General features: G+C 71.1%; 8 protein-coding genes and 3 rRNA genes (1 of these 11 only partly in view). 3 read left to right on the forward strand and 8 right to left on the reverse strand.

The genetic code is table 11. The features are described from left to right. Positions 1-59 precede the first annotated feature (59 nt). Positions 60-812 carry an ABC transporter ATP-binding protein gene (locus WMF29_RS21615; protein WP_437330639.1) on the forward strand — a complete coding sequence of 251 codons (753 nt, stop codon included), beginning with the start codon at positions 60-62 and terminating at the stop codon, positions 810-812. Positions 813-987: 175 nt separating this feature from the next. Here WMF29_RS21615 and WMF29_RS21620 read toward each other — a convergent pair whose 3' ends face one another. Further along, positions 988-1,914 carry a lysophospholipid acyltransferase family protein gene (locus WMF29_RS21620; RefSeq protein ID WP_437330640.1) on the reverse strand — a complete coding sequence of 309 codons (927 nt, stop codon included), beginning with the start codon at positions 1,912-1,914 and terminating at the stop codon, positions 988-990. Between the two features lie 355 nt (positions 1,915-2,269). Here WMF29_RS21620 and WMF29_RS21625 point away from each other — a divergent pair, with 355 nt between their 5' ends. After that, positions 2,270-2,908, forward strand: coding sequence for a response regulator (locus WMF29_RS21625; protein WP_437330641.1), 639 nt, complete (start codon positions 2,270-2,272; stop codon positions 2,906-2,908). Between the two features lie 86 nt (positions 2,909-2,994). Here WMF29_RS21625 and WMF29_RS21630 read toward each other — a convergent pair whose 3' ends face one another. The 3 genes from WMF29_RS21630 to WMF29_RS21640 form a co-directional block, all read right to left on the reverse strand. Beyond that, positions 2,995-3,267 carry a hypothetical protein gene (locus WMF29_RS21630; RefSeq protein WP_437330642.1) on the reverse strand — a complete coding sequence of 91 codons (273 nt, stop codon included), beginning with the start codon at positions 3,265-3,267 and terminating at the stop codon, positions 2,995-2,997. 319 nt (positions 3,268-3,586) lie between these two features. After that, a complete protein-coding gene (locus tag WMF29_RS21635; protein WP_437330643.1) occupies positions 3,587-5,248 on the reverse strand; it encodes a M57 family metalloprotease in 1,662 nt (553 codons plus the stop codon). Positions 5,249-5,585: 337 nt separating this feature from the next. Next, positions 5,586-6,869 carry a hypothetical protein gene (locus WMF29_RS21640; RefSeq protein ID WP_437330644.1) on the reverse strand — a complete coding sequence of 428 codons (1,284 nt, stop codon included), beginning with the start codon at positions 6,867-6,869 and terminating at the stop codon, positions 5,586-5,588. An 819-nt stretch (positions 6,870-7,688) separates the two neighbouring features. On the opposite strand from WMF29_RS21640, the gene WMF29_RS21645 reads away from it, so the two are divergent. Continuing rightward, positions 7,689-8,003 carry a KGG domain-containing protein gene (locus WMF29_RS21645; protein ID WP_437330645.1) on the forward strand — a complete coding sequence of 105 codons (315 nt, stop codon included), beginning with the start codon at positions 7,689-7,691 and terminating at the stop codon, positions 8,001-8,003. 261 nt (positions 8,004-8,264) lie between these two features. Here the strand turns inward: WMF29_RS21645 and WMF29_RS21650 are convergent, their stop codons facing one another. The 4 genes from WMF29_RS21650 to WMF29_RS21665 form a co-directional block, all read right to left on the reverse strand. Further along, entirely contained in the window at positions 8,265-13,169 is a 4,905-nt protein-coding gene (locus WMF29_RS21650; RefSeq protein WP_437330646.1) for an Lhr family helicase, read from the reverse strand. Between the two features lie 611 nt (positions 13,170-13,780). Further along, positions 13,781-13,897: ribosomal RNA gene (gene rrf / locus WMF29_RS21655) — 5S ribosomal RNA — on the reverse strand. A 205-nt stretch (positions 13,898-14,102) separates the two neighbouring features. After that, positions 14,103-14,219: ribosomal RNA gene (rrf, locus tag WMF29_RS21660) — 5S ribosomal RNA — on the reverse strand. A 149-nt stretch (positions 14,220-14,368) separates the two neighbouring features. Then, a 23S ribosomal RNA gene (locus WMF29_RS21665) occupies positions 14,369-14,470 on the reverse strand; it runs 2,905 nt beyond the window's last position.

Genomic DNA, 14,470 nt, shown 5'->3' on the forward strand with positions numbered 1-14,470 from the left:
AGACCGGCGCGCCCCTCCCCCTCCGAACGACGAGGCCGGCGCGCCCCTCCCCGGCGACCGTGTCCACGCGACCGATGATCCAGATCGAGCAGCTGACGAAGAGCTTCGGGGGCATGCCGGTCCTCCGTGGCGTCGACCTCGACGTGCCGGCCGGCTGCCTCTACGGGCTCATCGGGCCGGGTGCCTCGGGCAAGAGCGTGCTGCTCAAGATGATCACCGGGCTCCTGCGGCCGGATCACGGGCGCGTGCTCGTCGATGGAAAGGACGTCCACGCGCTCAGCGAGCTCGAGCTCCAGACGTTCCGCCTCAAGTTCGGGATGCTGTTCCAGAACAACGCGCTGTTCGACTACATGACGGTCGGAGAGAACATCGCGTTCCCTCTGCGCCGTCTCTACGATCTCAGCGAGGACGAGATCGAGGAGCGGGTCGCGGAGCGGCTCCGCGCGGTGTCTCTCGCGGGCTTCGAGGCGCGGACGCCGGCGGGGCTGTCCGGCGGCCAGAAGAAGCGCGTGGGCGTCGCCCGCGCCACGATCGCGCGCGGCGAGATCGTCCTTTACGACGAGCCCGCGGCCGGCCTCGACCCGGTCACGTCGCAGCGCATCTTCGACCTGCTCCGCGCCGAGCAGAGGGCGATGAACGCGACCGTGGTGATGGTCTCGAGCGATCTCGACCGGCTGCTCACGGTCACCGACCGGGTGGGGATGCTCTACCGCGGACGGCTCATCTTCGACGGCACCACCGCAGAAGCGAAGGCGAGCGACGACCCGCGCGTGAGGCAATTCGTCCACGGGCTGACCGAAGGGCCGCTGTAGAGCGGCGCCCGCGCCGCGCAGGGCGCCCCCGGAACAAGAGAGAAAGGCGTCAAGAGGAGACGGAGAGGGATCTCTGCTCTCGATGTCTCCGGCGTTCTTTCGGTTCGTATCCTCCTCTCCTCCTTTGCGTGCTTTGCGCTCATCGGTCCACTTGCGGTCTTCTCCGCTGTTCAGCTCAACCCGCCCCGCCCTCCGCCGGCGCGACCGGGCCGTCGCCGGAGAAGTGGAACCACTGCGTCGGGTGAGCCCGGACGAAGCGCTCCAGGGCGCCCATCATCTCGGCCGCCGCCGCGTCCCGTTCCTCCTCGGTCGCCCGGCGGGCGAGCCGGATCGGCGGCGCCACGACCGCCTCGTAGTCGAGGAAGCCGAGGCGGTGCGTGAACACGGGCAAGATCGGCGCGCCGCTCATCGCGGCGAGCGCGATCGGCCCCTCGGGCGCTCGCCAGCGGCCGCCGAGGAAGGTGACCTCCCGGCTGCGCATCCCGGGCGGCACGCGATCGATCTGCATCGCGACGGCGCCTCCTCGCTGCAGGTGCTTGAGGAGCGGCAGGGCGTCCAGCGGCCCTTCGCCGATGTGGACCACCTGGACACCAGCGCGCTGCCGCGCCGCATCCTGGATCGCGCGCGCCTCGGCGTCCCGTTCCCGCTGCATCGCCAGCATGACGCCCGCCGGATGCACGACGCCGAGGATCTGGCCGGCGATGTCCCAGCCCCCGGTGTGCGCGGTGACGATGATGACCCCCCGGCCTGCCGCGGCGCACGCGTGGTAGTGCTCGACGCCCCGGGAGCGCCGCACCACCGTGTACCCGCGATCGCTCGCGAGCAGCAGCGCCTCGGTGATGCAGCTTCCGTAGGCGGCGAACACCGCGCTGCTGTCGAGCAGGTCGACGAGGCGCGACCGCGGCCCGCGAACTCGGCGGAGGTTCTCCTCGACGCGCCGGCGCAGTTCGGGGAGCGCGGCCGCGAAGATCACGCCGAAGAGCGGAGGGCTATGGCGCACCAAGGGGTCCGGCCCGCGCGTGACACCCGCGGTGAGGGCGCGGCGCCAGAAGGCCGAGTCATGTCGTAGACCGGAGAAGAGCGCTCCGCGCGGGCGAGGCATGAGGCAGCCTATCTAGCGCAAACATAACGGCCAAGGGAGAGGCATCGAGCGCGGGCCCCGCGCCGCCGCGGCGAAGCCTGCCGAGGGCTCGTCACGAGACGCGCGGGCTGCGGGCTCCTAGAGCGCGTGCGTCCCCACCGAGGCATAACGCCCCGCTCGGATGAAACGACGTTCCAGGGCCATCGTCCCGACGTCGATTTCTCTCCTGCGCTCGTCCAAGGCGATTCTGCGAGGAGCCCAGTCCAGCACCACAGGAATCGAATCAGCGTCTCCAGGCGGATCCTTACCGAGAAAACAGGTTCATGGAGCTCAAAGCAGTCTGTTACAAGGCCCTTTGGTAAGGGGGGCCTTCGACATGAATATCCTGCTCGTCGATGACCAGAACGTCGTCCGGGAAGCGCTGGCGTACGCGCTGACGTCGCAGCCGGGGGTGAGCGAGGTCGTTCAGGCTGCAAGCGGGCAGGAGGCGCTCCGAGCGCAGGAGATCCACCGCTGTCAGGTGGCGGTGATCGAGCTCGGCCTCGCCGACCGCAGCGGCGTCGAGCTCATCCGGGAGCTCAAGGGCATCGCGGAGCTCCGCGTCATCGTGCTCTCGATGCACCGCGATGAGTTCCGGGTCGCCGAGGCGATGCGGGCTGGAGCCGATGGATATCTGTCGAAGCAGAGCCGGCTCGCCGATCTCGTGGAGGCGCTGCGCACCGTCGTCCGGGGGCGCACGGCCGTATCGCCGGACGTGAGCGCCGCGATGGTGCGCGCGCTCCAGCGGCGGGACGGCGCCGCCCGCGGCGACATGGTGGCCGCGCTGAGCGACCGGGAGCGGCAGGTGCTCCGGCTGCTCGCGATGGGTCTCTCGGCGAAGGAGGTCGCCGTCCAGCTCTCGATCAGCGTGAAGACGGTCGAGACGCACCGGGCGCGGCTCTGCGCGAAGGTGGCGACGCACAGCGTGGCCGACCTGACCCGCCTCGCGGTGCGAGCGGGCCTCGTCGAGGCCTAGGATGCGGCGTCGCGCGGGGGCGCGTGGCGAGCTCTGGAAGCTCGCGCGCCGCCCTCACCGCGCGCGGCGTGCAGCGCGGCGCTGGCTCACGCCGCCGCGGTGGAAGCCCGCGGGGCGGCCCGGAGCGCCGGCAGCGTCTTTCCGATGAGCGCCGAGCCGATGGCGAACCCGGAGAGCGTGAGTCGCATGTGGAGCACGTCCAGCATGCCCTGGCGGTGGAGCAGGGTCAGCGTGCCGCGGACATCCCGGCGGCGAACGCGCAGCTTCTCGACCAGCGAATCGAGCGTCTCGGAGCGTCCTTCGCGTTGAGCCATGGCGAGCGCCTGCAGGAGAGTTGCGGCTAAAATTTTCTTGTCCATGAGAGCACCCTAGGAAGGGTTCACTTGAGGTGCCCAATTTTCGGTGACGATTTTTGTGCAGAATGTCGCTCGCAGCTTGGACGATGGACTCTCCGTACTCTGCTCATCCTGCGCCTGATACCCACCTCCCCGTATCGAGGGTTCGTCAGCGGTGGTGTCCAGGTCGCCGCCAGCAGAGGCGCGTCGCGTCACATCGAAAAGATGCCGTCGATGGGAGCGAGCGCACCCGGTTGGGCGACCATTCGGCCAATCCATTGCCTCGGATGGCCCGGTGCGTCAGCGGGGCCCCGCGGCGCGCATGGAGATGCGCCCCGCTTTTTCAAGGAGACGTGTAGGTCGCGCTGAGCTGATATGTGCTGGCCGCGAAGCCGTTCACCGAGAGGAAGGCCTGCGTCTGCCCCGCCGGGACCGTCAGATTGCAGGTCTCGGCGGCGCCGTCCAGATACGGACGGCAGTCGTACGAGGTCAGGGTCGGCGCGGCGCCGAACCTCACGTAGAGATCAGGGTCGCCGGTGCCGGTCATCACGAGCCGGAAGCTCGTGCCAGGAACCACCGAGAGGGGCCCGTGCGACGCCGATGCGCCCGCCGCGAGGCGACCGCTGAAGGTGGCCGACGTGGCCGTGCCGCCGCCGCCGCCGCTCGGTCGGGTATAGGTCACCGCCACGTTGCAGCTGGCCGCCGTGTACCCTCTTACCTTGACGTACGCCTTGGTTTGCCCTGTCGGCACGGTCAACGTGCAAGTCTCGGACGCCCCGGAGAGGTACGGGCGGCAGCTGTACGAGGCGGTCGTGGGCGCTGATCCGAACTTCACGTAGAGGTCGGGATCGCCGGTGCCCGTCATCACCACGGTGAGGCCCGTCCCCGGAGTGACAGCGAAACCGGCGCTCGATCCGATGTCCACGAATGCACCAGCGTTGACGCTGCTGCTGAAGTTCTCGGTCACCGTCGTGCTGCCGCCACCACCGGCTCCGCCGCCACCACCGGCTCCGCCACTACCACCAGCTCCGCCGCCGCCACCAGCTCCGCCGCCGCCACCAGCTCCGCCGCCGCCACCAGCTCCGCCGCCGCCACCGGCTCCGCCGCCACCACCAGCTCCGCCACTACCACCGGCTCCGCCGCCACCGCCTCCTCCACCAGGCGGGCCGTAGAGCGCCTGGGCGCCCTGGATGTCTCTTGCGGTCAGCGCGAAGCCCCAGTCGCCGGTGCCGTTGCACTGGGGATAGTGCATGACGGAATCCGAGTCATACGTGGTCAACGCGCGCCACGCATTGTCCTCGAAGCAGACGCCCGCCTCGGGGCGCGTGTGCTCGTGCCGGAAGCCGAGCGTGTGGCCAAGCTCGTGCCGCAGGGCTGCCTCGAGCGCGACGCCGGATCCCTGGAGCTCGTTGAAGTCGATGAGCACGTTCCGCACCGACCGCGTATCGTTGGGGAAGAACGCCCGCGCGATGTACTCGCCGCCGGAGTTCGTCGGCCTCACGTCGAAGACGACGTTGCTGTTGCCAGCAGTGCAGCTCGCGTCCTGAGCGCTCTGGTAGACGTAATCGACATCCGCGGCGCTCTCCCAGGAAGCCGTGGCGGAAGCCATGGCCGCCACGACGGCGGAATAGCGCGCGCCGAAGGTCGTGCTCACGCAGTAGGTGATGCTCTTCTTCTGGGCCGCCGACCAGACCACATCGCTGCCGCCGCTGCGTTGCACGATGAGGGCGCCATCGCGTACGTACGTCTCCCAGAACTCCCGGAGATGCTTGATGTCGGCGACGGGCGTGTCCCCATTGACAATGTAGACACCAGAGTCGGGCTCGCGGAACGCTGCCCTCTCGAACGCCTCGAAGCTTTCCCGGCTGCTGCCGACGTCCTCGACCGGCTCGTCCTCGAGCTCCGATACGCAGGCCGTAAGGGCAAATACACCCACGGTCATTATGCCAAGCTTGAAGCTGGCCGAGCCGCAGACACGCGATCTACGCGATCTCACAGAGCGCATTGAGAGCTCCTTCCGCTCGAAGAAATGATTCTTTGTTCCAGCGAAGAGTCGTTCGGCCGACCGGGAGGTTATATAACCTGATCTGAGCGGGGCAGGATCACCAAATCGTCATGAATCGATAATAATGACGACGATACTCAAGCGTTGAAGCCAGCCAGCGCACCCGATGGCATTTCACCTCGGTGAAATTTTTCATTTTCACAGGAACCGGCTCCCTCCACGGCGCCGGCTGGCGATTGCGCTCGATCGTGTCCGACCAGCGAGGCCCACCGCGCATGGCCGTCGGCGAGCGCCTTGGCGCTCCCGGACAGGCCCGGAAGCGCAGCCGCGGGTGGTTTTACAGCTTGCCCCTGACGTAGGCTCGCTGGATGGTCAGCTTGGGCGGACCGGCGGAGATCTCGAACGCTTCCGGACGGCCGTCCGGAGCGAGGCTGCCCACGAGGCGCATGGTCTTCAGAGAGACCGTGACGGCGCCCGATGCGTCGCGGAGGTACTGGACGTCGACCGGCTTCGTCGGATCGACGCTGGGCATGTATTCCTGCTGCTTCAGGTCGAAGGAGCCTTTCTTCTTGAGGAGCCGGGCGAGCGCCGAGGCGGTGGCGACGGGCGACGCGAGCCACGCCTTGGCCGCCGGCGTGAACGTCCCTTGGACCTTCTTGCCCTCGACCTCTCCCGAGTACTCGTACTCGAAGTTCTTCCTCTGGGACAGCTCGATACGGTGGTTCGCCTTGCCTCCCGACGTCTCGATCCAGACGCCTTCCTTGATCTGCCCCTGAGGATCGATGAGCACGTTCGACGCCTCGTCCTCGATGTGCAGAGATTTGGGGTCACGAGGAAGGAAGGAGGCCGAGCGGGAGAGCCATCGCCGCTGGCCGGCGTCGTCCTTGAGCAGATCGCTCGTCTCGAAGCCGACAGGGACCTTGTCGAGGCGCAGGATCACGGTGTCCGTGTACTCGGGCTTCGGGGCGGCGCTCTTCGACTCGAACGAGTCGAAGAGCCCCTTGGCGAGCCGCTCGAACGTGCGGACATACCCGACCTCGTCATGCAGGCAGGCAATGGGGCGCGCCCTGTCCGCGTGCAGCGCGATCTTGAGCAGGCCGGCCGCCTTCCCGCCGGCGGTCGGGACGAGGTAGAGGGCCTGTACGAACACCGCGGGGCTCTCCCGGTGCACGCTCACCTCCCAGGGAACGACGCGAGCGACCTCCACCTTCGCAGGGTCGAGCAGCTCGATGAAGTTCCTTATCACCTCGCCCGAGTCGAGCATCGTATTGTAGACGAAGCACTCGACATGGGTGTCCGTGCCGAGCGGGATGGAGATCGCGACGAGCTTCTCCTTCGGCTCGATCTTCGCCTCCCCTGCCCCGAACACGCGCGCCGACCAGTCCGCGGCGCGGAGCTCCCTGGCGGGCAGCTCGCCGGCCTCACGGGCGAGCGCCTCCTCGATGTCGAAAGGCTCCTTTGCCGCGGGCGCGGTCGCGGGGCCCGGCGCAGGGGTTCCCGCGGGCGCCGCGCCGCTGGCACCGCCGCAGCCGGCGAGGAGCGCCATGGATAGCGCGACCAGGCCCGCGCCGCGCGCGCAGCCCGGAGAGCGGCCGCACGCGCGGCGAGGCCATGATGTCATGTTCGTTGAGCAGAGCTGGCCCCCATCGAGACGGGCCCCCTGGATCGCAAGCGCCATGTGAATCTCCTGCAATGCCGTCACCCCGGCCGCCCGGAAGCCTCGTCGTCGGGCCGGGCGCTGAAGGTGATGATGCAGTGCAACGAGAGCGGCAGCGGCATCGTGTTGTCAAGGCGCGACGCGCCAGCGCCGCAGCCCTTCGACGCCCCGCCTGAAGGCCGCCGTCACAAGACCGTCAAGGTGGCCCCTCGGCCATCGAGACGCAACCATGTCACCGCAAAATAACAACTCCACGAGAATCAACGGGTCCGTCGGAGCGGACAGAACGCAAGGGAGCCATCCGAGATGCCAGACGCTCGATCCTCAGCAGCGGCGGCCGCGCAGGTGAATCCTGACCTCAGCAGCGGCGGCCCCGCAGGTGAATCCTGAAGGGGCCACGGTGAGCTCTTGTGTTGCGCAATGATGACAGTCATCTCGCCGGCTCGTTCGATCAGCGAGAGAGATAGAAGACGATCCGAACGACCGGCCGCGTCCAATGAGCCTGTCACGGCGGAGCTCGCAGAGTGGGGCGACCAGACACGGCGGCGCGCACAGTGAGGCAATTTGCCACAGCGAGCCCTCGAGAGGACACGCCCGGCGACGCGACGGTCATCAATTGTCCGGCCTCGACGCATCGGCAGATTCGTCCGAGCTCCCCGCCTGGCACCCGCGTTGCAGCATGGCCCCCTGCGTCGCCGGCACCGCCGGCCTGATGTGGCCAAGCGGCAGGTAGCCACGGTCGTCGCGTGGCGTTCACGAGGCAATCCATCCGAGGAGTGATTCATGGGACAAACCAGCGAGAGCAAGCGAGGCTTCGCAGCGATGAACGCGGAGCAGCAGCGCCAGATCGCGAGTCAGGGCGGGAAGGCAGCTCATGAGAAGGGCACGGCGCATGAGTTCACGTCCGAGGAGGCGCGCGCAGCGGGCCGCAAGGGCGGCGAGGCTGTCAGTCAGAACCGCGAGCACATGGCCGAGATCGGGCGCAAGGGCGCCGAGGCGCGAAGTCAGGCGACGAACGGCGAGGGCCGGAGCCGGAAGGGCCGCGGCGGAGGCCATGAGCAACATGTGAAGGCGGAGGAGCACCCCCAGCAGAACTGAGCCGTCCTGGCGCGCCGCTCGGGATCCCCCGAGGGCGCGAGGACCACGAAGAGCCGCCGAGGAACCACGAAAGGGATCTTCCTTTCACGGTTGCTCGGCGGTCCTTCTTGGCGCCGTCGACACGCGCTTGGCGCTGTCGACGCGCGCGACGCTGCAGCGCTCCCGCCGCCACGCCCGTGCGCTGTCGACGGTGGGTGAATGCAGACGCCAGTGGTCGGAATCACGGGCTCGAAGAGGGCCATTCCGGCCCCTGACCGATGGCTACTCCGGGCCGTCGTCGATCCCCGCTCCGTCCTCGAACATCGCCGGATCGTCGTCGTCGAGGTCGCTCTCGTCCGGCGCGCCGCCCTCCGCGGCGTGTGCGCCGCCCTCGGGTGCGCCGGGGGGCGACATCCGCCATCCGCCGGTCGGAGGCCCGGAGGGCCACGAGCGGAGCCCGGGCGGCGGCCTGAAGCCGTCGACCTCGTCCTCGGGTGCATCGAGGCCCGCCGCCGCCGCGCGGCGAGCCCAGTCGGGCGCGTTCGCGGGCGGTACGTGCCGCGGCCGCCACCCGCCCCCCTCGGGCGTGATGGCGCGCTTGAGGTAGCCGTGCGCTCCGGAGGTGAAGCCCACGTTCGAAAGCGCGCGCGCGAGGGGGGAGCTGTGCGCAGGCTCGCCGTCGATCGTGGCCACGAGCACGGCGCGCCGCCGCCCCTCGTCGACGAGCGCCCCGAGCGCCGACGCGATGGCCCGGATCGCGTCGCCGCGCTCCGGCTCGGCCTCCGGCAGGAACGTGGTGAGGCTCCGCTCGGTGCGGCCCATCCAGGCGAGCAGCCGGCCGTCGTGCAGGATCACCAGGGCGCCCGCGGCCCGCTGCGGCCGGACCGGGCCACGGACGGCGCCCTCGGAGCCGCCGTCGACGGGCGCGGGGAGCTCGGGCCATCGGACGGCGGCGCCCCAGGGGCTCGCCGGATCCGTGGCAGCGAGGACGAGCGTCCGCGGATCGTCGGACGGCTCGCGGCAGGCCCGGAGGCGATCGTCGGCGCCGGGCACCGCGAACTGCGCGGCGCCCAGCCCGGCGACGAAATAGCCGCGCCGCGCCTGACCGGCCTCCTCCATGGCGCGGAGCACGTCGTAGACGGCGGAGAAGCCGCCAGCGAGCCCCTCGACCGCCGCCGCCTCACGCGTGAGCACACCGTGGCGCTCGAGCAGCGCGCGGGCGAGCGCCGCGCGTCGCTCGGTCTCGCCGGGCGCGCCGGGCGGCGCGCCGCCGGACGCGCCGGACGTGCCGGGGAACGACAGCAACGACCAGCGCCCTTCGCTCCCCGGCGGGCCGATCCGGCGCGCCCGCAGCGCCGAGAGGCCGCGGCCGGCCGCAGCGCGGTCCCGGTCGCGCCGGCGGCCGCTCGATCCGGACGCGCGGCCGAGGGCGCGCAGCGGGGCGAGCGTGTCGTTCGTGACCTCGCCGGTCCACACGAGATCCCAGAGCGCGGCGAGCAGGTCCGCGCCGAAGGCGCCCGTCTCGCGCGACAGGTCGGAGAAGAAGAGCGCGCCGCGGCGCGCGAGCGCGGCGCGGATGCCCTCGGCGAGCGCCCCCTCGGCGCGGCCAGGCGGCGGGGCGAGGTACGGAAAGGCCTCGGCGAGGTAGAGCGCGACGCGGCCGTCGCCGTCGCCGACCGGCTCGACGCCGCGCCAGAGCACCTCGCCGGCCGCGCAGAGCGCGTCGAGATCGCCGGGTCGGTAGCCCTCGACGCGGGCGGGCAGGATCTCGGCCTCCAGGGCGGAGGCCGAGAGGGGCGCGCCCTGGAGCTGCTCGAGCGCCGCGAGCAGGCCGTCGAGGCCGCGCCGGCGGCGGTGCAGGCCGTGCCAGTCGGCGAGGAAGCGGGCGTAGGCCTCCGGCGGGACCGGCTCGACCTCGGCGCGCAGCCGGGCCAGCGAGCGGCGCTTCAGCGAGCGCAGCACCTCGGCGTCGCAGAACTCCTGGCCGCGGCCGCCGGGGAGGAACTCGCCCTCGACCACGCGGCCTCGCTCGGCGAGGCGCGCGAGCGCGGCCAGCACAGGCGCAGGGCCGAGGCCGAAGCGCCGGGCCACGTCGTCGGCGCGGAAGGGCCCGTGCGTGCGCGCGTAGCGGGCGACGAGCTCGCCGAGCGGGTCGGCGACGGGCTCGAGGAACGCGATCGGGAGGCCGAGCGGCGGCACCACGCCGAGGGCGTCGCGCAGCCGGCCCGCGTCCTCGGCGGCGGCGACGCGGCGCTCGGCGCCGATCTGGACCTCGATGGCGCGCCGATCCCGGACGAGCTCGTCGATCCATGCGTCGGCGCGCTCGCGGGCCGCGTCGGGCGGGGCGTCCGGGCCGACCGCGCGCCGGGCGATCTCGTCGCGCGTGAGGTCGCCGAGCGAGAGCAGGAGATCGTGCGCCTGGTCCTCGTGCTTGAGCGGCGCTCGGCCGTCGAGGCGCTGGAGCGCCGCCTCGAGGGCCAGCACGGCGTCCGCGTCGAACAGCTCGCGCAGCTCGGCCTCGCCGAGCAGCTCGCGCAGGCGGCTGTGATCGATGGTGAGCACCTGCGCCCTTCGCTCGGCGAGCGGCAGATCGCCCTCGTAGATGAAGTTGCCGGCGTAGGTGAAGAGCAGCGTGGCCGCGAACGGCGAGGGCGCGCGGACGTCGACCGTGACGACGCGGACCTTCCGGGCGGCGATCTGCCGGAGGAGATCCTCGAGCGCCGTGAGGTCGAAGACGTCGCGCAGGCACTCGCGGTAGGTCTCGAGCAGGATGGGGAACGAGCCGTAGCGCGAGGCGACGGCGAGCAGGTCGGCGGCGCGCTTGCGCTGGGCCCAGAGCGGCGAGCGCTTGCCGGGGAACTTGCGCGGCAGGAGCAGCGCCCGGCCCGCGCACTCGCGGAAGCGCGAGGCGAAGAGGGCGGTGTCGCCGAGGGCGCGGACGAGCAGATCCTCCACCTGGTCGGCCTGCGGCAGGAGCTGCTTCGCGTCGGGGGGCGACTCCGACTCGGGCAGCCGCAGGACGATGCCGTCGTCGGTCCACACGGTGTCGACGGCGAGGCCGAGCTCGAGGCGGCACCGCTCGGCGATGCAGGTCGCGAGCGGCGCGTGGACGCGGCCGCCGAACGGCGAGAGGAGGCAGATGCGGTGGTCGCCGACCTCGTCGACGAAGCGCTCGATCACGAGGGTGCGGTCGCTCGGGACGTCGCCCGTGGCCGCGGCCTGGTCGCGCACGTACCGGACGAGGTTCGAGGCCGCGCGCTCGTCGAGGCCGAGCTCGTCCGCGAGCGCGCGCTCGGCCTCGCCGTCGGGAAGCGCGGCGAGGCGCCGCGCGAGGGCGCCGATGGAGGCGCCCAGCTCGGCGTTGCGCCCGGCCTGGTCGCCGCGCCAGAACGGCATCTTGCCCGGCTCGCCCGGGGCGGGGACGACGAGGACGCGGTCGTGGGTGATGTCGGTGATGCGCCACGAGGAGGCGCCGAGGAGGAAGACCTCGCCCTCGCGGGCCTCGAAGACCATCTCCTCGTCGAGCTCCCCGACGCGCCGGCCGGGGCGCGCGGCGTCGCCGCCGGTGTCCAGGAAGACGCCGTAGAGGCCGCGGTCGGGGATGGTGCCGGCGTTGACGACGGCGAGGCGCTTCGCGCCCTTCCTGGCGCGCACGGCGCCGCCCACGCGGTCCCAGACGATGCGGGGCCGGAGCTCGGCGAACTCGTCGGAGGGGTAGCGGCCGGAGAGCATGTCGAGCACGCCCTCGAAGCTCGCGCGGGGCAGCTCGGCGAAGGGCGCCGCCCGGCGCACGAGCGAGAAGAGCGCGTCGACGTGGAGCGTGTCCATCGAGGCGATGGCGACGATCTGCTGGGCGAGGACGTCGAGCGGGTTCCTCGGGTACAGGGTCGCCTCGACCTTGCCTTCGCGCATGCGGGACGCGGCCGCGGCGCACGCGAGCAGGTCGCCGCGGTGCTTCGGGAAGACGACGCCGCGCGACGTGCCCGAGACCTCGTGCCCTGCGCGCCCGACGCGCTGGAGCCCGGCGGCGACCGAGGGCGGCGCCTCGAGCTGGATCACGAGGTCGACGGAGCCGAGGTCGAGGCCGAGCTCCAGCGACGAGGTCGCGACGATGCACGGCAGGAGGCCCGCCTTGAGCCGCTCCTCGATCTGCTGCCGCTGCTCGCGGGCGATCGATCCGTGGTGCGCGAGCGCGATCTCGGCGCCGGCGGTGTCGTTGAGCGCCGCGGCGAGGCGCTCGGCGAGGCGCCGGCTGTTCACGAAGATCATCGTGGTGCGGTGGGCGCGGACGAGCTCGACGAGGCGCGGGTGGATGCTCGGCCAGATCGAGCGCTGCGCCGGCTCGGCGGGCGCCCCCCTCGGGCCCTCACCCGCGCGGGCGGCCTCGCCGAGCTTGGTCATGTCCTCGACGGGCACCTCGATGCGGAGCTCCAGGGCCTTGGGGGCGCTGGCGTCGACGAGGGTCACCGGCCGCGGCGCGAAGCGCCCGCCGGCGCCGTCGGTCTCGCCGCCGCCGAGCAGCCGCGCGACCTCGTCGAGCGGCCGCTGCGTGGCGGACAGCCCGATGCGCTGCATGGGCCGCGGCGCGGAGCGGAGCGCCTCGAGCCGCTCGAGGGACAGGGCCAGGTGCGCCCCGCGCTTCGTAGCGACGAGCGCGTGGATCTCGTCGATGATGACGGTCTCGACGGCGCGCAGCCGGTCGCGCGCGGCGGCGGTGAGCAGGAGGTAGAGCGACTCCGGGGTGGTGATGAGGATGTCCGGCGGCTTCTTGGCGAGCCGCGCGCGGTCCTCGGGCTTTGTATCGCCGGAGCGCACGCCGACCTGGGGGACGCGGTAGGGCAGGCCGAGGCGCTCGGCGGCGGCGGCGATGCCGGCGAGCGGCGCGCGCAGGTTGCGCTCGACGTCGATCGCGAGCGCCTTGAGGGGCGATACGTAGACGACGCGGCAGCGCTCGGCGGCCTCGGGCTCGGGCGATGCCATGAGCCGGTCGATGGCCGCAAGGAACGCGGCGAGCGTCTTGCCCGAGCCGGTCGGGGCGAGCAGCAGGGTGGAGGCGCCGTCGAGGATGGGGGGGAAGCCCTGCACCTGGGCGGGCGTGGGCGCGTCGAAAGCCGCGCGGAACCATGCCTGGGTGGCGGGGTGGAAGCGGTCGAGCGGATCGGGTGCGGGGGGGCGTCTCTTGGCCATCGGCGGCGCTCGCGCGGTCCCTGCCTGAGCGGGGATCGCTGGTATGCAAGAGCCATCCCTCGCGGCGGGAGGCGGCGCAACAGATCGTTCCAGCCGCGCCGACGGGTGGGTCCACGCGGCCCAGCCGCGCCGGCGGGTGGGTCCACGCGGCGGGGGCGGGCGGGCGCTGGCCATCCGCCAAGGCGGGGACCTGGAGCTTACGCATGGAACACCGCCCGGCATGTCTCCCTTCGGGCCATGCCACCTGGGACGTCATGTTGCGCGCCACATAAGGCGCGCCTGAGACCTCTAGCCCCCTGGGGGCCTCATGGCACCTCGGTCGGTGCTCCAGCGCGCCCGCCCGCCCCCGCCGCGTGGACCCACCCGCCGGCGCTCACCCAAGTTTGAAGGGGACCCAGACGGCCACGACCGATCCGATGGACGCCCCCGGAGGGGTGCTTTTAAGGGGATCCAGCCGGCCACGGCCGATTCCGGCGGACGCCCCCGGAGGGGTGCTTCTCGGCGGCCCGCCGATCCGACCCTCGAACGCTCCGGCAGGTCGGACCAAATGCCAGATGGAAGGCAAAAAAAAACCTGCGCACAGAGAATCTCTGTGCGCAGGTTCGAAGAAACCCCGGCGGCGTCCTACTCTCCCACCAGGTTGCCCTGGCAGTACCATCGGCTCCAAGAAGCTTAACTTCCGAGTTCGGTATGGGATCGGGTGTGACCTTCTCGATATCACCACCGGAAACTTGCGGGCGCGTCCATTCCGGTCGGACGCTCGGCGGAGCCCGCTTCTCGCGGCGCCCAACGCCTTGCCAGCCGTGCTGGCGTGCTCGTCGCCCTGTCTTCAGGGGCGACGGGATCGCTGCTTGCCCTGGGAGCAGCGACCAGCCGCAGTCTCGCGGCCAAAAGCCTGCGCGCCGATGTCAGCGCGCAGGCTCATAAAAAAAATCCCGGCGGCGTCCTACTCTCCCACCAGGTTGCCCTGGCAGTACCATCGGCTCCAAGAAGCTTAACTTCCGAGTTCGGTATGGGATCGGGTGTGACCTTCTCGATATCACCACCGGAAACTTGTGGGTGCGTCCAATCGGAACCCGGCGGAGCCCGCTTCTCGCGGTGCTCTGTTCCATGTTTTCCATGTTTACGCCAGGCCAGCTGTGTCACGCTGCTCGTCACCCGAACTCCGGGCGCGACGCTTCGATGTTTGCCTTAGAAGTATGGTCAAGCCGCACGACCTATTAGTACCGGTTAGCTCCGCCGATTGCTCGGCTTCCACACCCGGCCTATCAACCTCGTGGTCTACAAGGGGTCTTTAGGGG

The sequence above is a fragment of the Sorangium sp. So ce381 genome (genome assembly GCF_051473845.1).
Taxonomy (GTDB): Bacteria; Myxococcota_A; Polyangia; order Polyangiales; family Polyangiaceae; genus Sorangium; species Sorangium atrum.

What these genes read in the sequence shown, in the direction of transcription:
- WMF29_RS21635 (WP_437330643.1), bottom strand. Translation starts at nt 5,248, where the DNA reads ATGCGCTCTGTGAGATCGCGTAGATCGCGTGTCTGCGGCTCGGCCAGC.
- WMF29_RS21630 (WP_437330642.1), bottom strand. Translation starts at nt 3,267, where the DNA reads ATGGACAAGAAAATTTTAGCCGCAACTCTCCTGCAGGCGCTCGCCATG.
- WMF29_RS21620 (WP_437330640.1), bottom strand. Translation starts at nt 1,914, where the DNA reads ATGCCTCGCCCGCGCGGAGCGCTCTTCTCCGGTCTACGACATGACTCG.
- WMF29_RS21640 (WP_437330644.1), bottom strand. Translation starts at nt 6,869, where the DNA reads ATGACATCATGGCCTCGCCGCGCGTGCGGCCGCTCTCCGGGCTGCGCG.
- WMF29_RS21650 (WP_437330646.1), bottom strand. Translation starts at nt 13,169, where the DNA reads ATGGCCAAGAGACGCCCCCCCGCACCCGATCCGCTCGACCGCTTCCAC.
- WMF29_RS21645 (WP_437330645.1), top strand. Translation starts at nt 7,689, where the DNA reads ATGGGACAAACCAGCGAGAGCAAGCGAGGCTTCGCAGCGATGAACGCG.
- WMF29_RS21625 (WP_437330641.1), top strand. Translation starts at nt 2,270, where the DNA reads ATGAATATCCTGCTCGTCGATGACCAGAACGTCGTCCGGGAAGCGCTG.